Here is a 15551-nt window from a genome sequence, read left to right as displayed (position 1 = left end):
TGACTCCGAAGAGTCCGCAATTACCTGGGTAAACCCAGTGTCAGTGCAGCTGTTTTAGCGGCTGTCCCGAAGCGAGATGCGCATTATAGAGATAGATTGAATTAGGTCAATACTTTATTGTCATAAAAATGAAATAACCTTCTTGCAGAATGTTTTTTGAACAAAATGGCTTGATTACTGTCTATTTAGTTAATTTGTTGTTAGGTTTAAGCTACAAATGGCACGGATGTCATAACGTAGAAGTTAGTTTTAGTTATTGGATATCTGAAAAAATGAAAAAAATAATAAAAATCGCCATTATTGCAGGCCTTGTATCGACTGCTCTAAATATCAAAGCCCAGGAAGAAACGGTAACCATCGAAGATGGTCACTCTAGTAATACGTTCTTAAAACGTCAACTTGAGCAGAACCTGTCAATAGGCCGAGCGGTAAAAAGTATCGTTAGCAACTATCCGCAAGAAGCGTCTAATGTGGTTAGCACCGCTCTTGATATGTACCCCGAAAAATACCAGGAAATTATTCACGCGGCGATTTCAGCGCAACCTATGCTAACTGAAGACATTGTTAAAATTGCCCTCGAAAAGAATATCGCCAGTTGTGCCAACATAGTGAAAACCGCAATTAATGCTGAACCCAGCTATATAGACTTCGTAGTCACCGCTGCAGCAAACTCCACCCCTGAAGAGTTAAATGAAATTGTTCGTGTTGCTGTGATCACCGAACCCGATTCTGCTGACTTCATTGTTCAGTCCTTAGCACAACAGCACCCTAATAAAATTGTCGAGATTTTAAGTTCAGCAATTGAAGCTGTTCCTTTGGTGGGCGAATATGTTGTAGAAGCATTATTAGCTATTTTCCCTAATGATGCAGAAAGTGTTGTTAGTACTGCAGTGCGTGAGTCAGGTTCTGAACGAGATAATGTAAAAAGGATTATTGAGACCGCTCAAAACTTTGGTCTTGATGAACAAAGCATTTATAAGTACGCCAAAGAAGGCGGCGCAACGGATGAGGAAATTACTGCAGCCCTAGCCCATGCAAGTGAGCAGTGATTTAGCCACCTTATCGATAACAGTAAATTGCAGATATAAAAAAACCGGATTAAAATCCGGTTTTTTTATGGTTTGAATTATTATTCCGCAGTTGCGTCTTCAATCTCAACGACTTCTTCCACTTCTGGACGGTCTACTAATTCAACATATGCCATAGGAGCATTGTCTCCGGTACGGAAACCACATTTTAGAATGCGGATGTATCCACCAGGACGCTCTTCATAGCGTGGGCCAAGTTCATTAAATAACTTACCTACAACTTCTTTATCACCAGTACGTGCAAAAGCCAAACGGCGGTTTGCTACACTGTCTTGCTTAGCAAGTGTGATAAGAGGTTCAATTACGCGACGTAGTTCTTTCGCTTTAGGAAGAGTTGTTTTAATTAACTCACTCTTCACTAAGGAGCCAGCCATATTGCGAAACATCGCTTGACGGTGACTACTATTACGATTCAACTGACGACCACTCTTACGATGGCGCATAGTCCTATCCTTCTTTAAAAATCAGTTTATATAAAATCTGATTAATCTTTTTCTGCGATGCTTTCTGGTGGCCAGTTCTCTAAGCGCATGCCTAGTGAAAGTCCACGAGAAGCTAGTACGTCTTTAATCTCAGTAAGAGATTTTTTACCCAAGTTAGGCGTTTTTAACAACTCAACTTCGGTGCGTTGTACTAGATCACCAATATACTGTATTGCTTCTGCCTTAAGGCAGTTTGCAGAACGTACAGTAAGCTCTAAATCATCAACTGGACGAAGAAGAATCGGATCGAACTCCGGTTTCTCTTCTTTTTCAACAGGTTCTGACATATCACGAAGCTCAACAAATGCGTCGAGTTGCTCAGCTAAAATAGTAGCTGAACGACGAATTGCTTCTTCGGGATCGATAGTACCGTTGGTTTCCATATCGATAACTAGCTTGTCTAAATCTGTGCGTTGTTCAACACGAGCAGATTCAACATTGTACGATATACGTGATACTGGACTAAATGAAGCATCAACCAATAAACGGCCAATTGGGCGATCATCTTCTTCAGAAGAGCGACGAGTTGACGCTGGAACGTACCCACGACCCATTTCTACTTTAATACGCATGCTGAGTTCAGCTTCGCCAGTTAAAGTACAAAGGACATGACTTGGGTTTACGATTTCAACATCACCATCATGCTGGATGTCTCCAGCTAATACTGGGCCCGCACCGGACTTCACTAATGTTAGTGTTGCTTCGGTTTTGCCTTCTAGACGTACCGCTAAACCTTTAAGGTTAAGCAATATTTCAATAACGTCTTCTTGAACGCCTTCTTTGGTGCTGTACTCGTGTAACACACCATCGATTTCAACTTCAGTCACTGCACAACCCGGCATAGATGACAAAAGAATACGACGTAGTGCGTTACCCAATGTATGACCAAAACCACGCTCTAAGGGCTCTAAAGTTACCTTTGCACGTGTAGGCGAAACGTTATCAATTTCAACTAACCTTGGTTTTAAGAATTCAGTTACAGAACCCGACATTGTTACCTCTCTTCTTTAAGCTTTACTTAGAGTAAAGTTCGACGATCAACTGTTCGTTTATATCCGCAGACAAATCAGTTCTTTCAGGAACACGTTTAAATGTGCCTTCCATCTTTTTGCTGTCCACTTCAATCCAAGTTGGTTTCTCACGTTGCTCAGCAAGCTCTAAAGCAGAAACAATACGCGCTTGTTTTTTAGCTTTTTCGCGAACAGATACAACATCATCAGCAGAAACATTAAAAGAAGGAACGTTAACAACTTGTCCGTTGACCAAAATTGCTTTATGGCTTACTAGTTGACGCGCTTCAGAGCGAGTACTAGCGAAACCAATACGGTAAACAACATTGTCTAAACGTTGCTCTAAAAGTTGCAACAAGTTTTCACCTGTATTGCCTTTTAAGCGAGCCGCTTCTTTGTAATAGTTACGGAATTGCTTTTCAAGAACACCGTACATACGACGTACTTTTTGCTTTTCACGTAATTGAACACCGTAGTCAGACAAACGTCCACGACGTGCGCCGTGTTGACCAGGGGGATTATCAATTTTACATTTTGATTCGATTGCTCGAACGCCACTTTTCAGGAACAAATCTGTTCCTTCACGGCGGCTAAGTTTGAGTTTTGGACCCAAATATCTTGCCATTATCTTTCTCCAACAGTCCGTCGATTAAACGCGACGTTTTTTCGGTGGACGACAACCGTTGTGAGGAATAGGCGTCACATCGGTAATATTAGTGATTTTATAACCAGCAGCATTCAAAGCACGGATAGCAGATTCACGACCTGGACCTGGACCTTTAACGAATACTTCTAGATTTTTCAAACCGTAATCCTGAGCGGCTATACCAGCGCGTTCAGCAGCTACCTGAGCAGCAAAAGGGGTAGATTTACGTGAACCACGGAAACCTGAACCACCAGATGTAGCCCAAGACAAAGCGTTGCCTTGACGATCTGTAATTGTCACTATTGTGTTGTTGAAAGACGCATGGATATGAGCCATGCCGTCAGCAACTTGACGTTTTGCGCGCTTTCGCGTGCTTTTAGTAGGAGCTTTAGCCATCTTATTCCCCGCTTACTTTTTAATTGCTTTGCGAGGACCTTTACGGGTACGCGCATTCGTTTTAGTGCGCTGACCACGTAGAGGAAGACTACGACGGTGGCGAATACCACGGAAGCAACCTAGGTCCATCAAACGTTTAATACTCATTGATACTTCACGACGAAGATCACCTTCGACAGTGAATTTCGCAACTTCGTCACGCAATTTATCAATTTGTTCTTCATCAAGATCTTTGATCTTGGTTGTCTCTGCAACACCAGATGCTTCACAAATGCTTTGAGCACGTGTAGAGCCTACACCGAAGATCGCGGTTAACGCGATTACAGTATGCTTGTGTTCAGGGATGTTAATGCCAGCGATACGGGCCATTAACAGTACTCCTCATAGTTTATGTCATCAGCCTAAAAAGCCCGATAGGATACTTACCCAATGACAAAATTGCAAATAAAGGTTTGCGGACACTATCGTATTTAGCAATTCCGCAAACCATTCGATTAACCTTGCCTTTGCTTATGCTTAGGGTCGGAACTGCAAATCACACGAACAACACCGTTGCGCTTAATGACTTTACAGCTACGGCAAATCCGCTTGACGGATGCACGAACTTTCATTTCATCACTCCGTAAATCGCTATCTTAACGGCCGTAGCCCTTAAGATTAGCTTTCTTAAGAACAGACTCATATTGATGAGACATCAAATGTGTCTGTACTTGTGCCATAAAGTCCATGATAACCACTACCATAATAAGTAATGAGGTCCCACCGAAATAAAACGGTACGTTCCAAGCTATCAACATGAATTCAGGCACCAAACAAATAAAGGTTATATAAAGCGCGCCAGCTAGGGTTAGGCGAGTCATTACCTTATCAACGTATCGTGAAGTCTGTTCACCAGGACGAATCCCTGGAACAAACGCACCAGACTTCTTCAAGTTATCTGCTGTTTCGCGTGGGTTGAAAACCAACGCAGTATAGAAGAAACAAAAGAAGATAATCGCCGCAGCGTAAAACATCACATACAAAGGTTGTCCAGGAGACAACATCAATGCCACTTCTTGTAACCAAGAGAATGACTCATTCTGACCAAACCAATTTGCAATGGTACCAGGAAACAAAATGATGCTTGACGCAAAGATCGGTGGAATAACACCTGCCATATTCACTTTTAACGGTAAATGCGTGCTCTGAGCTGCGAAGACCTTACGGCCTTGCTGACGTTTTGCATAATTAACGACGATACGACGCTGACCACGCTCTACGAATACTACAAAGTACGTTATAGCAATTATTATTACGCCGATAAGTAACAAGAACAGTAAGTTCAAATCACCTTGACGTGCTTGTTCTGCTGTTTGGCCTATAGCCGTTGGCAAACCAGACACGATACCCGCGAAAATCAATATAGAAATACCGTTACCGATACCTCTCTCTGTAATTTGCTCACCTAACCACATTAAAAACATGGTACCGGTAACCAAACTGACAACAGCTGTAAAGTAAAAACCAAAACCTGGATTAATCACCAAACCTGATATCAAGTTAGGTAGATTTGTCGCAATACCAATTGCTTGGAATGTCGCCAATACTAACGTGAAATAACGTGTGTATTGACTAATTTTGCGACGACCTGCTTCGCCTTCTTTTTTAAGTTCCATCATCGGTGGATGCATTACTGTCAGCAACTGGATGATAATGGAAGCCGTAATGTATGGCATTATACCCAGGGCAAGAACCGAGGCGCGCTCAAGTGCACCACCAGAGAACATGTTAAACATTTCTACGATGGTACCCTTTTGCTGGTCGAATAAATCAGCCAGCACAGCCGCGTCGATACCAGGAATAGGCACATATGAGCCAAGCCTAAACACAATTATCGCACCAAGTACGAACAACAATCTTGATTTAAGCTCACTCAAGCCGCCTTTTGCGCTTGAATTTGATCCTGGTTTAGCCATCTAGCTTATTCCTCTACCTTACCGCCGGCCGCTTCGATTAATTCGCGCGCGCCTTTTGTAACCTTCAAACCATTGATAGTAACAGCTCGTGAAATTTCACCGCTCTTAAGCACTTTAACGTACAACATTTCTTTCTTAACAAGACCTGCTGCTTTTAAAGTTTCAAGTGAAACCACTTCACCCTCTACCTTTGCAATTTCGCTCAACGTTACTTGGTCAGAAACCAAAGATTTACGTGAAGTGAAACCAAACTTAGGTAGACGACGCTGAATTGGCATTTGTCCGCCTTCAAAACCAGGTTTTACAGAACCGCCTGAGCGAGACTTTTGACCTTTGTGACCACGGCCACCAGTTTTTCCAAGGCCTGAACCCATACCACGACCAACGCGCTTACTAGATTTTTTTGCTCCTGGTGCGGGAGCAAGAGTATTTAAATGCATCTGTTACTCCTCCACTACTTCAACCATGTAAAATACACGGTTGATCATGCCACGAACAGAAGGGGTATCTTCGAGTTCACGAATATGACCGATGCGACGTAAACCTAGACCCGTAAGAGTCGCCTTATGTTTTGGAAGGCGACCAATAGCGCTTTTGGTTTGCTTAACTTTTATCATCTTAGCCATGTTCAATTACCCCAAAATCTGATGTACAGACAATCCACGCTTAGCTGCAACTTGCTCAGGCGAAGTCATTTCTGTCAACGCATTGATAGTTGCACGCACAACGTTAATTGGATTAGTTGATCCGTAACATTTTGAAAGTACGTTTTGTACGCCAGCGACTTCAAGTACTGCACGCATCGCACCACCGGCAATAATACCAGTACCTTCTGATGCGGGCTGCATGTAAACTTTTGAGCCTGAATGACGACCTTTAATTGCATGCTGTAGTGTGTTGCCATTAAGATCAACGTCCACAAGATTGCGGCGCGCCTTTTCCATAGCTTTCTGGATTGCAGCAGGCACTTCACGTGCTTTACCGTAACCAAAACCAACACGACCGTTACCGTCTCCTACTACTGTCAAAGCAGTAAAGCTAAAGATACGACCACCTTTAACTACTTTAGAAACACGGTTTACAGCGATTAGCTTTTCTAACAGGTCACCCTGTTGTTGAACTTCTACTTTAGCCATAATTAACTCCTAGAACTGAAGACCTGCTTCACGAGCAGCATCAGCCAATGCCTTAACTCGACCGTGATACTTAAAACCGCTGCGATCGAATGCGACAATTTTAATGCCTTTTTCGATAGCTCGTTCTGCAATCGCTTTGCCAACTGCTACAGCAGCTTCTGCATTACCCGTTGATTTAACGGTAGTGCGAAGATCTGCTTCAACAGTAGAAGCCGCCGCCAACACCTGTGAACCGCAAGGAGCGATTAACTGAGCGTATATATGGCGTGGTGTGCGGTTAATAACCAAGCGATGCGCGGCCAGTTCACTAATTTTTTTGCGTCCACGTGTAGCGCGGCGCAAGCGAGCTGTTTTCTTATCCATCGTATCACCTACCTACTTTTTCTTAGCTTCTTTACGACGCACAACTTCATCAGCGTAACGAACACCTTTACCTTTGTAAGGCTCTGGCGGACGGTATCCACGGATGTTAGCTGCAACCTGACCTACCAACTGCTTATCGGCGCCTTTAACGACGATTTCAGTTTGACTAGGAGTCTCAATCGAAATACCTTCAGGCATTTCGTATGCTACAGGGTGTGAGAAACCAAGAGTCAAATTTAGCTTTTTACCTTGCGCTGCCGCACGATAACCAACACCATTTAACTGAAGTTTTTTCTCAAAACCTTGAGATACACCAATCACCATTGCATCTAACAATGAGCGAGCTGTGCCACATTGAGCCCAACCATCAACAGAACCTTCACGAGGTTGTGCTTTAAGTTGATTCTCTTCTTGAACAACTTCAACTGCTTTATTAAATACACGGACTAATGTACCGTTTTTACCTTTAACTGTGACTTCTTGACCAGCGATAGTAACTTCTACGCCAGATAAAACGTCTACAGGAGCTTTTGCTATACGTGACATTTTTATCCCCTTACGCTACGTAGCCGATGATTTCACCACCCATACCCGCTTTACGCGCTGCACGGTCGGTCATCACACCTTTAGAGGTAGAAACGATAGCAACACCTAAACCACCCAATACTTTTGGCAACTCATCTTTTTTCTTATAGATGCGAAGACCTGGGCGACTTACGCGCTCGATGCTTTCAATTACTTTCTTGCCTTCGAAGTACTTAAGAGTCACTTCTAAAACAGGTTTAACGTCACCAGTTACTGCGAAGTCTGAAACATAACCTTCTTCTTTAAGTACGGCTGCAATTGCAACGCGTAACTTAGATGAAGGCATAGATACAGAAACTTTGCTAGCCATCTGACCGTTACGAACACGTGTAAACATGTCCGCGATAGGATCTTGCATGCTCATATTAGCTACTCCTTACCAGCTGGCTTTTTTAAGGCCAGGTACTTCACCGCGCATAGCTGCTTCACGCAACTTAATACGGCTAAGACCAAACTTGCGTAGGAAACCATGTGGACGGCCAGTAATACGACAACGATTCTGTTGACGTGTACGAGCTGAATCACGTGGCAATTGTTGTAGCTTAAGAACAGCGTCCCAACGTTCTTCATCAGAAGAGTTGACGTTGCTGATAGTTGCTTTAAGTTCGGCACGCTTGGTAGCGAACTTTGCAACTAGCTTGGCGCGTTTTACTTCGCGCGCTTTCATTGATTCTTTTGCCATAACCCTACCCTTACTTTTTAAATGGGAAACTGAATGCACTTAATAGTGCATGCGATTCCGCATCGGTTTCAGCGCTAGTCGTGATAGTAATATCCATACCGCGAATTTTATCCACCTTATCGAAATCGATTTCAGGGAAGATAATTTGCTCACGAACACCCATGCTATAGTTTCCACGGCCGTCAAACGACTTAGGATTCAAGCCACGGAAGTCACGGATACGTGGAATTGCAATTGAAACTAAACGTTCAAAGAATTCCCACATACGTTCACCACGTAGGGTTACTTTACAGCCAATCGGATAACCTTCACGGATTTTAAAACCCGCTACAGATTTGCGAGCAACAGTAACAACAGGCTTCTGACCAGCAATTGCTTGCATGTCAGATGTTGCATTTTCCAACACCTTTTTGTCTGCTACCGCTTCACCTAAACCCATGTTTAGAGTGATTTTCTCAATCCGAGGGACTTGCATGACGCTTTTGTAGTTGAACTGCTTCGCAAGTTCCGCTACTACTGTTTCTTTATAGAAATCATGCAGTTTCGCCATCGTACTCTCCAATTATTAAACCAGTTCACCGTCAGATTTGAAGAAACGAACTTTATTGTCGTCTTCAAAACGGAAACCTATGCGATCTGCTTTACCCGTTTTAGGGTTAACAACCGCTACATTTGATACATGAATTGATGCTTCTTTCTCAATAACGCCACCAGTAACACCCAATTGAGGGTTAGGTTTCTGATGTTTCTTCACCAAATTCACACCTTCAACGATCAAGCGGTCAGCCGCTGGAAGAACTTTAAGCACTTTGCCTGTTTTTCCTTTGTCTTTACCTACTAAAACGATGATTTCATCATCACGACGAATTTTTCTAGCCATTATCGTGACTCCTTATAGTACCTCAGGGGCCAGTGAGACAATTTTCATGTTATTAACACGAAGCTCACGAGTGACCGGGCCAAAGATACGCGTACCAATTGGTTGCTTGTTTGCATTAAGCAAAACAGCTGCGTTGTTATCGAAACGGATCGAAGATCCATCAGAACGACGAACGCCTTTTCTAGTACGCACCACCACTGCAGTTAGCACATCACCTTTTTTTACTTTACCGCGAGGAATTGCTTCTTTAACGGTAACTTTGATGATGTCGCCAATATGTGCATAACGGCGATGCGAGCCACCAAGAACCTTAATACACTGAACCCTGCGAGCACCCGAGTTATCGGCTACGTCCAGGTTAGTTTGCATTTGGATCATGTTAGTGCTCCGCTGTTAATTAAGACTCTCACGAGTCATATTGTTTCGTAAAAAGCCAACATTATCGCTGACTTTTTATACATACCCCTATTAAAAGGGCGCGAAATACTAACAGAAAATGTACAGCTGCGATAGTCGTATTTGTAAAAAAAGTAATTCTGAACCAAGTTATTTTCGTCACTGCATTGTTGACGGAAAAAATATCTATTAAAACAATGTATTACAGAAAATCTACTTAGCCTAACTAAGGCTAAATATGCGGTTAGTAAGAGACTAGACTTACATATGGGTCTGGTGGGTTTAGAAAACATATTTCAACAATTTTAGGTGAAAATAAATTCATTTTTAATCATAGCGAGGTGTTACTGATTTAGTATGCTTTGTTGCAGTACCCTAATTAGTGCAGCAGTGATATTTTATAGCCGGTAGGGGACGTATCATTTACTTCAACTGTCACGATGTAATTTGCCTGTTCATTCAAACCTAACAATTCAGTTCGGTCTAATAACACTTCTTTATTGTTATACATTGCTACTAGCTCATAATCATCGCTTGGTAAGATTATTTTTGCTGTTTGCGCGAAATCTAAAGCTATTAGCCGATATTGGGCTATTTCGATGCTCTGTCCTTTGCGCACAAAATAAAAGTCTATAGCAGGAAAATCGGGCACTAGGTTGACAACCTCAACTTCATGCTCGTAAACCTGAGGTAAGGTACTTTCCGTAAAAGCTAAGGAACTTAACTGACCGTCAGTAGTTTGATAAATAATAATAGCCTTACTTGTCCCTTGATGTAACGTCACTAATCTATTTTCGAACGCTGTACTTGGGTCTTCACGGGTTGAAGCAGACAAACGATAATCACCATAATTTGCGCTATGGAATTCGCTTATACTATTAGCGTGTAACGTAATACTTTCATTTACGTTGTCATCAAACAAAACTGATACTTCAGCTAATCCATTAAGACTATTGTATACACGATATTGTGCGGTCGCTTCAGCATCAGCATAATTTTCTACTAGGGATGAGTTAATCACTAAATCAATTTCTACGTTGCCTTGGATAACCCCGCTGGTTTTACGTAGCACCATCATATATTCAGTATCGTACATAAAATCAATTGCTGGGCTCTGGAAAATAGGGGTCGCATCTCCTGGTAAGGTTAGATACACAACATACTTGCCTTCGTCAAAATCGTCGCTGACTTGGACTGGGTCCCAATACGCAACCTCGGTTAATCCTTGAGAACTAACTCGGCCAAGAAAGTTAGCAGTATTAAATGTTGTCCCCTCATCACTCATATAAACATCATAACTCGCACCATCTGGCACGACCGAAGTAATAAATAAGCGGAAATGGTCCTTTAGGGCTTCATGCTTAATACGGTATTCTTTTATTGACGGGCTCGCATAATCGCCGCTCAGCACCATCATCAGTTTTTCATTATCTCTAAGAGTGATATTACGTGTTTCGAGCTTAATTTTTTGCTGGTCTGCATTTGTTCGATAAAACTCAAGATCCAAAATACCACTTTCTAACGTAAATACGCTGGTTGCGTCACCATAAGTAGCAGAGTCTAAATTCCTTCCGTTTACTTCACTCATAATGGTTGTGCCACCATTTATCGATCCGTTATAGAACTGTAAATAAGCATCTTTGTAAGAATAATGATCGGAACTTGCTCCTCCACAAGCGTTTATCAACAGTACTGATGAGACGAAAAGGATTACGCGAGCAAAGGGTTTGAATAAATGTCTGAACAACGTGCATCCTCATTAATGCGATATAGTTAATCGTCATTATGAGGATGTTTTGAAATGGCAGAATGCCCCTTTACGTTACCTTTACACTCTTTACATAAAGATGGCAATTAAGGGGCTAATAGATATACAGCGTGGTGTTAAACAGATTAGACGACTAATTTTGGTAGATCAAACGCTCTTTACTGTGCGTGTTAATCAAACTGTCGTACTTTTCTTCGAGCAAATGTCGTTTGATTTTTAATGTTGGCGTAAGTAAGCCATTTTCAACGGTCCAGTCATCCTTCATGATTACAATACGATCAAGCACTGCATGACTTTCTAATCCACCGTTAACTGATTCTAATGTCGCCAATAAACTCTTTTCGATACGCTCTTTGTCTTGTTTCGCGGCTTCTTCAGATAAGACCACAAGCGCAATAGGCTGCTTTAATTGTGAGCCTGTAACACAAACCTGTTCGACAGACGAATTACCCATAATCACTGCTTCGATAGGAACTGGGGCTATATACTTGCCCTTAGCAGTTTTAAAAATTTCTTTTAATCGGCCGGTAATTTTAATATAACCGTCATTATCAATCGCGCCTTTATCACCGGTTCTCAAAAAGCCGTCTTCGGTAAATACCTCAGCGGTTTTATCAGGCTCGAGGTAATACTCTTTCATATTGCACGGCCCTTTGACTTGTATTTCTCCGTCATCGGCGATGCGTATATCTACGCCTTCATAAGCTCTTCCGATACTGCCGATTTTGTCTGCTCTAAAAGGCACACAACAGGTTCCGTAAGCACTATTCTCAGTCATGCCCCAACCTTCAGAAATATTCACCCCTACCTTTAAAAACCATTTTAGCGTTGCAGGTGAAATAGGTGCTGAACCGCTGGCACACAGCCGTGCTTGGTCTAAACCAAGTTTCGCTCTAATTTTGCTTGCTACCACCTTACCAACAAAAGGGATCTTCAATAGAAAGTCGAGTTTCTTTTGCGGCATATTGGCTAATACCCCCATCTGGAAGCGCGTCCATAGACGAGGCACAGAAATAAATAATGTAGGTTTCAAAGAACAAATATCGCGATTAAAGGTTGCGAGTGATTCGAGAAAGCCGATTTGCGTATTGGCATAGAAACTTGCCATTTCGACCATTACTCGTTCAGTTATATGAGCAAGCGGTAAATAACTTAGGATCCGGTCATCACCACCAACACTTAGTTCGTTACGGGAATTACTTGCGGCCCAACTGATAGAAGAATAAGTATGCACCACACCCTTGGGGTTACCGGTGCTTCCTGATGTGTAAATGATGGTCATTGTGCTGTCCATCTGTGGAACTGGACGGTCCATGCAGGGTTCGTTGGCTAACAACGTGTCCCATTGTTGTTCGGCTTCAATATCAGGATAAGGAAAGGCCAGTTTGATTACTTCTTGGGGGATTGCAGCCACTTGCTCTGCTGTATCGTCTAGTTTACCGACAAAAATGACCGGGCAAGATGCATGCTTCAACACATACTGAATCGTTTTTTCACCCGCAGTAGAATAGATCGGGACAGAGACGTGCCCAGCTAACATAATTGCTAAATCGGTAATAAACCATTCTGCGCAGTTTTTTGATAGCAAAGCTATGTGACTGCCTGCTGGCAAATTCAGTGCTATAATTCCAGCAGCGACACGACGTACTTGATCTGCGGTTTGAGCCCAAGTGTAGCTATTCACCACCCCATTCACTGGTTGTTTTAAATAAACCTTCTGGGGTGTAGTGTCTTCCCAGTGGTACATCATTTCTAAGGGGGTCTGTAATGACATTTTGTCTCCTGTACGTAAATATACATCTTAATAACAACGTTATAACGATTGCAGGCCCACAGGTCAAACAACTATAAGAGTTGGACATTTATTTTCTATATCGTTATCGATAAGCTAAGTGAATGCAGCTTGCTTTATAAACAAAGCGTTGTTTTTTTAACCCACCTTAGGGATTTCGTCAAACATCTCTTCAAGCCACGACGAAAATTGCTGCACTTTTTCTCTGGTAAAATGTGCAGGAGGAGCCACCAAGTAATAGGCATAATGGCAGTCAAAGCTAAAATCAAAAAGTTTAACCAATTGGCCTCGCTCAAGTTGCTCGTAAATCAGACTGTGTCGTATCATCGCAACTCCTTGCCCTGCTAATGCGGCTTCAATTATCGTTATGCTTGAATCATCAACTTGTAGAGCACTTTGCTCATTGTTAGGGAGTATCGTGTGCTGAGCATAAAACTGATCCCATGCTGGCATAACGTCACTGCTATTTTCTTTTAAGATGGGATAGGTGCTCAGTGAACCAGGCGTTAAAATCTTACTGGCCAATCGAGGGTGGCAAACTAAGTGCATTGTATCACTGGCCAATTGACGACTTTCCAATTGCTTGTACTCTCCTTGCCCAAAACGAATAGCTAAATCGAGTTCGTCTTGAGCAAAATTCAGTAATCGATTTGTTGGTTGTATGCGCACGTTAATATGCGGATAACGCTGTTGAAAACGATATAGTCGCGGCACTAACCAACGAGACGATAAGGATTCAATAACGGTGAGGTTAAGTATATTTGGACGGCTATCGAGCGCAACGTTACGAACCCCTTTATTAAGATAATCAAATCCTGTTGTTATATCAGGTAATAGAGCTTGACCAGCACGGGTCAACGAAATCCTCCGATGACCACGCTCAAACAACTGACAACCCAAAAACGCTTCCAGCGTCTTTATGTGCTGACTAATCGCAGCTTGGGTAACGTACATCTGATCGGCAGCTTCTTTAAAACTCATCGTTTTCGCTGCTGTGAGGAAGTAGCGCAATGCATTAAGAGGCGGGAGCTTGTTCATCGATAACACTAATTTCAATCAAGTTTTACTTAACTGTAGTTTAGTTTTCATCGTTTGTCAGAATATCATCACAGCTCTATCTTAAACACTCTTCAAACGAGGGTTTAACTATGAAAAATATAATACATACAGCATTTATATCGTGTTTAACAATACTGATATTAACACTAAGCGTGGAAGCTAATGGACAACAGACATTAGAGAAACTATACACACAGACCGGTTATCCTTATGAGCCTCTTGTTAAACGATCAAAATTAGTGCGGATTTTGTATCGGCAAAATGGTCAACAAATCAGTTGTCGGACCGAGATTTCTCAAGGCGATAGCGTTTGGGAGGGGAAAGGAAGACATGCAGAGCTTAATGATTTCATCACAACGCCGCTTCGGGCTTGTTTAGGCCGTTCAGAAGCAAAAAGGTTACTCAAAAACACTTATTAATAGAGGCTATATAAAGGTTTACCCACTTCTGCCGGTCGTTACTACAATAAATCGCCCCGTAATTAACCCTAACGTTTAATATTAGAGGGGCGATCATTTCAGTTTCAAAACACAATTCAATGCTGCACTTGAAACCGCATACTTAATCGACCTAAATGGCGCGTTGGCGAACTATCTCATACAGGCAAATGCCCGTTGCAACAGATACATTCAAGCTAGATACCGAGCCTGCCATGGGTAATTTTATTAGTTCATCACAGTGCTCACGAGTCAATCGGCGCATGCCTTTGCCCTCGGCTCCCATTACTAACGCTATGGGGCCTTGCATCTTGCAATCGTAAATACTTTGGGTTGCCTCACCAGCGGTACCCACTACCCATACACCTGCATCTTTTATCTCACGCAAGGTACGTGCAAGATTAGTCACTTGCACTAATGGGATTAAATCAGCAGCACCACACGCGACCTTTCTAACGACAGGCGTAAGGGCGACTGAATTATCCTTTGGTACAACGATAGCATCTATTCCCGCAGCATCAGCAGTACGCAAACACGCCCCTAAATTATGTGGGTCAGTCACGCCATCGAGTATCAATAAAAATGGGGATGCACTATTTTTTATAATTTCGTCTAAATCACTTTCATTAAACTGTTTACCAGGCCTCGCTTTAGCGACTACTCCTTGGTGCTGCTCACCATTGACTTTATCGTCTAATGTTTTACGTTGACAAAACTGTACGGCGATACCAAATTTACGTGCATGGTTAATAATCGTATTGATAGGCGCATCGTCACGCCCCTTCAATACAAATAACTCAATTAAGCGCTCGGGCTCGCGCTCTATTACCGCTTCTAGAGCGTGGATCCCATACAACCACTCATGTTGAGCCATAG

23 protein-coding genes are annotated in these 15551 nt (G+C 42.5%); 2 read left to right on the top strand and 21 right to left on the bottom strand.

What is annotated here, in order from left to right:
- Positions 1 to 272: 272 nt before the first annotated feature.
- Positions 273 to 1049 carry a hypothetical protein gene (locus tag GQS54_RS17635; protein ID WP_166425246.1) on the top strand — a complete coding sequence of 259 codons (777 nt, stop codon included), beginning with the start codon at positions 273 to 275 and terminating at the stop codon, positions 1047 to 1049.
- 80 nt (positions 1050 to 1129) lie between these two features.
- Here the strand turns inward: GQS54_RS17635 and rplQ are convergent, their stop codons facing one another.
- The 20 genes from rplQ to GQS54_RS17535 form a co-directional block, all read right to left on the bottom strand.
- Positions 1130 to 1531: a 50S ribosomal protein L17 gene (gene rplQ, locus GQS54_RS17630; protein WP_158768948.1), complete on the bottom strand. Its 402-nt coding sequence runs from the start codon at positions 1529 to 1531 to the stop codon at positions 1130 to 1132.
- Positions 1532 to 1572: 41 nt separating this feature from the next.
- On the bottom strand, positions 1573 to 2562 hold the full coding sequence (rpoA, locus tag GQS54_RS17625; RefSeq protein ID WP_158768947.1) for a DNA-directed RNA polymerase subunit alpha: 990 nt from the start codon (positions 2560 to 2562) through the stop codon (positions 1573 to 1575).
- A 22-nt stretch (positions 2563 to 2584) separates the two neighbouring features.
- On the bottom strand, positions 2585 to 3205 hold the full coding sequence (rpsD, locus tag GQS54_RS17620; RefSeq protein ID WP_158768946.1) for a 30S ribosomal protein S4: 621 nt from the start codon (positions 3203 to 3205) through the stop codon (positions 2585 to 2587).
- A 24-nt stretch (positions 3206 to 3229) separates the two neighbouring features.
- Positions 3230 to 3622 (bottom strand): 30S ribosomal protein S11, encoded by a 393-nt coding sequence (gene rpsK, locus GQS54_RS17615; protein ID WP_007104307.1) that lies wholly within the window; start codon positions 3620 to 3622, stop codon positions 3230 to 3232.
- 12 nt (positions 3623 to 3634) lie between these two features.
- On the bottom strand, positions 3635 to 3991 hold the full coding sequence (gene rpsM / locus GQS54_RS17610) for a 30S ribosomal protein S13 (RefSeq protein ID WP_158768945.1): 357 nt from the start codon (positions 3989 to 3991) through the stop codon (positions 3635 to 3637).
- Positions 3992 to 4116: 125 nt separating this feature from the next.
- Entirely contained in the window at positions 4117 to 4233 is a 117-nt protein-coding gene (gene rpmJ, locus GQS54_RS17605; protein ID WP_166425245.1) for a 50S ribosomal protein L36, read from the bottom strand.
- Positions 4234 to 4257: 24 nt separating this feature from the next.
- The gene (secY, locus tag GQS54_RS17600) at positions 4258 to 5577 is read right to left on the bottom strand and encodes a preprotein translocase subunit SecY (protein WP_007104310.1); all 1320 of its coding nucleotides are present in this window, start codon (positions 5575 to 5577) and stop codon (positions 4258 to 4260) included.
- Positions 5578 to 5582: 5 nt separating this feature from the next.
- Positions 5583 to 6017: a 50S ribosomal protein L15 gene (rplO, locus tag GQS54_RS17595; protein ID WP_158768944.1), complete on the bottom strand. Its 435-nt coding sequence runs from the start codon at positions 6015 to 6017 to the stop codon at positions 5583 to 5585.
- A 3-nt stretch (positions 6018 to 6020) separates the two neighbouring features.
- Positions 6021 to 6203, bottom strand: a complete 183-nt coding sequence (gene rpmD / locus GQS54_RS17590) for a 50S ribosomal protein L30 (RefSeq protein WP_166425244.1) — start codon at positions 6201 to 6203, stop codon at positions 6021 to 6023.
- A gap of 6 nt (positions 6204 to 6209) precedes the next feature.
- Positions 6210 to 6713 (bottom strand): 30S ribosomal protein S5, encoded by a 504-nt coding sequence (rpsE, locus tag GQS54_RS17585; RefSeq protein WP_158768942.1) that lies wholly within the window; start codon positions 6711 to 6713, stop codon positions 6210 to 6212.
- A 9-nt stretch (positions 6714 to 6722) separates the two neighbouring features.
- Positions 6723 to 7076: a 50S ribosomal protein L18 gene (gene rplR / locus GQS54_RS17580; protein ID WP_166425243.1), complete on the bottom strand. Its 354-nt coding sequence runs from the start codon at positions 7074 to 7076 to the stop codon at positions 6723 to 6725.
- A 12-nt stretch (positions 7077 to 7088) separates the two neighbouring features.
- Positions 7089 to 7622 (bottom strand): 50S ribosomal protein L6, encoded by a 534-nt coding sequence (gene rplF, locus GQS54_RS17575; RefSeq protein ID WP_166425242.1) that lies wholly within the window; start codon positions 7620 to 7622, stop codon positions 7089 to 7091.
- Between the two features lie 10 nt (positions 7623 to 7632).
- Complete coding sequence (gene rpsH, locus GQS54_RS17570) at positions 7633 to 8025, bottom strand: 30S ribosomal protein S8 (protein WP_166425241.1); 393 nt, start codon at positions 8023 to 8025, stop codon at positions 7633 to 7635.
- A gap of 12 nt (positions 8026 to 8037) precedes the next feature.
- A complete protein-coding gene (gene rpsN, locus GQS54_RS17565; protein ID WP_006990569.1) occupies positions 8038 to 8343 on the bottom strand; it encodes a 30S ribosomal protein S14 in 306 nt (101 codons plus the stop codon).
- Between the two features lie 10 nt (positions 8344 to 8353).
- The gene (gene rplE / locus GQS54_RS17560; protein WP_158768938.1) at positions 8354 to 8893 is read right to left on the bottom strand and encodes a 50S ribosomal protein L5; all 540 of its coding nucleotides are present in this window, start codon (positions 8891 to 8893) and stop codon (positions 8354 to 8356) included.
- 15 nt (positions 8894 to 8908) lie between these two features.
- A complete protein-coding gene (gene rplX / locus GQS54_RS17555; RefSeq protein WP_158768937.1) occupies positions 8909 to 9223 on the bottom strand; it encodes a 50S ribosomal protein L24 in 315 nt (104 codons plus the stop codon).
- Positions 9224 to 9235: 12 nt separating this feature from the next.
- The gene (rplN, locus tag GQS54_RS17550; RefSeq protein ID WP_006990572.1) at positions 9236 to 9601 is read right to left on the bottom strand and encodes a 50S ribosomal protein L14; all 366 of its coding nucleotides are present in this window, start codon (positions 9599 to 9601) and stop codon (positions 9236 to 9238) included.
- Between the two features lie 397 nt (positions 9602 to 9998).
- Positions 9999 to 11366 (bottom strand): DUF4397 domain-containing protein, encoded by a 1368-nt coding sequence (locus GQS54_RS17545; protein ID WP_240919994.1) that lies wholly within the window; start codon positions 11364 to 11366, stop codon positions 9999 to 10001.
- Positions 11367 to 11520: 154 nt separating this feature from the next.
- Positions 11521 to 13161 carry an AMP-binding protein gene (locus tag GQS54_RS17540; protein ID WP_166425240.1) on the bottom strand — a complete coding sequence of 547 codons (1641 nt, stop codon included), beginning with the start codon at positions 13159 to 13161 and terminating at the stop codon, positions 11521 to 11523.
- 156 nt (positions 13162 to 13317) lie between these two features.
- A complete protein-coding gene (locus tag GQS54_RS17535; RefSeq protein WP_166425239.1) occupies positions 13318 to 14217 on the bottom strand; it encodes a LysR substrate-binding domain-containing protein in 900 nt (299 codons plus the stop codon).
- A 110-nt stretch (positions 14218 to 14327) separates the two neighbouring features.
- Here GQS54_RS17535 and GQS54_RS17530 point away from each other — a divergent pair, with 110 nt between their 5' ends.
- Positions 14328 to 14657 carry a hypothetical protein gene (locus GQS54_RS17530; RefSeq protein ID WP_166425238.1) on the top strand — a complete coding sequence of 110 codons (330 nt, stop codon included), beginning with the start codon at positions 14328 to 14330 and terminating at the stop codon, positions 14655 to 14657.
- A gap of 151 nt (positions 14658 to 14808) precedes the next feature.
- Here the strand turns inward: GQS54_RS17530 and rlmB are convergent, their stop codons facing one another.
- Positions 14809 to 15549, bottom strand: coding sequence for a 23S rRNA (guanosine(2251)-2'-O)-methyltransferase RlmB (rlmB, locus tag GQS54_RS17525; protein WP_166425237.1), 741 nt, complete (start codon positions 15547 to 15549; stop codon positions 14809 to 14811).
- Between the last annotated feature and the right edge of the window lie 2 nt (positions 15550 to 15551).

This window comes from Paraglaciecola sp. 20A4, from assembly GCF_011378905.1.
Lineage (GTDB): Bacteria > Pseudomonadota > Gammaproteobacteria > Enterobacterales > Alteromonadaceae > Paraglaciecola.
The sequence above is the reverse complement of the archived record's forward strand: the minus strand, read 5'-3'. Positions and strand labels throughout refer to the sequence as shown.

Excerpts from the sequence above, each read along its gene's own strand:
- GQS54_RS17635 (WP_166425246.1), top strand. The coding sequence starts at position 273 with ATGAAAAAAATAATAAAAATCGCCATTATTGCAGGCCTTGTATCGACT.
- rplQ (WP_158768948.1), bottom strand. The coding sequence starts at position 1,531 with ATGCGCCATCGTAAGAGTGGTCGTCAGTTGAATCGTAATAGTAGTCAC.
- rpoA (WP_158768947.1), bottom strand. The coding sequence starts at position 2,562 with ATGTCGGGTTCTGTAACTGAATTCTTAAAACCAAGGTTAGTTGAAATT.
- rpsD (WP_158768946.1), bottom strand. The coding sequence starts at position 3,205 with ATGGCAAGATATTTGGGTCCAAAACTCAAACTTAGCCGCCGTGAAGGA.
- rpsK (WP_007104307.1), bottom strand. The coding sequence starts at position 3,622 with ATGGCTAAAGCTCCTACTAAAAGCACGCGAAAGCGCGCAAAACGTCAA.
- rpsM (WP_158768945.1), bottom strand. The coding sequence starts at position 3,991 with ATGGCCCGTATCGCTGGCATTAACATCCCTGAACACAAGCATACTGTA.
- rpmJ (WP_166425245.1), bottom strand. The coding sequence starts at position 4,233 with ATGAAAGTTCGTGCATCCGTCAAGCGGATTTGCCGTAGCTGTAAAGTC.
- secY (WP_007104310.1), bottom strand. The coding sequence starts at position 5,577 with ATGGCTAAACCAGGATCAAATTCAAGCGCAAAAGGCGGCTTGAGTGAG.
- rplO (WP_158768944.1), bottom strand. The coding sequence starts at position 6,017 with ATGCATTTAAATACTCTTGCTCCCGCACCAGGAGCAAAAAAATCTAGT.
- rpmD (WP_166425244.1), bottom strand. The coding sequence starts at position 6,203 with ATGGCTAAGATGATAAAAGTTAAGCAAACCAAAAGCGCTATTGGTCGC.
- rpsE (WP_158768942.1), bottom strand. The coding sequence starts at position 6,713 with ATGGCTAAAGTAGAAGTTCAACAACAGGGTGACCTGTTAGAAAAGCTA.
- rplR (WP_166425243.1), bottom strand. The coding sequence starts at position 7,076 with ATGGATAAGAAAACAGCTCGCTTGCGCCGCGCTACACGTGGACGCAAA.
- rplF (WP_166425242.1), bottom strand. The coding sequence starts at position 7,622 with ATGTCACGTATAGCAAAAGCTCCTGTAGACGTTTTATCTGGCGTAGAA.
- rpsH (WP_166425241.1), bottom strand. The coding sequence starts at position 8,025 with ATGAGCATGCAAGATCCTATCGCGGACATGTTTACACGTGTTCGTAAC.
- rpsN (WP_006990569.1), bottom strand. The coding sequence starts at position 8,343 with ATGGCAAAAGAATCAATGAAAGCGCGCGAAGTAAAACGCGCCAAGCTA.
- rplE (WP_158768938.1), bottom strand. The coding sequence starts at position 8,893 with ATGGCGAAACTGCATGATTTCTATAAAGAAACAGTAGTAGCGGAACTT.
- rplX (WP_158768937.1), bottom strand. The coding sequence starts at position 9,223 with ATGGCTAGAAAAATTCGTCGTGATGATGAAATCATCGTTTTAGTAGGT.
- rplN (WP_006990572.1), bottom strand. The coding sequence starts at position 9,601 with ATGATCCAAATGCAAACTAACCTGGACGTAGCCGATAACTCGGGTGCT.
- GQS54_RS17540 (WP_166425240.1), bottom strand. The coding sequence starts at position 13,161 with ATGTCATTACAGACCCCCTTAGAAATGATGTACCACTGGGAAGACACT.
- GQS54_RS17535 (WP_166425239.1), bottom strand. The coding sequence starts at position 14,217 with ATGAACAAGCTCCCGCCTCTTAATGCATTGCGCTACTTCCTCACAGCA.
- GQS54_RS17530 (WP_166425238.1), top strand. The coding sequence starts at position 14,328 with ATGAAAAATATAATACATACAGCATTTATATCGTGTTTAACAATACTG.
- rlmB (WP_166425237.1), bottom strand. The coding sequence starts at position 15,549 with ATGGCTCAACATGAGTGGTTGTATGGGATCCACGCTCTAGAAGCGGTA.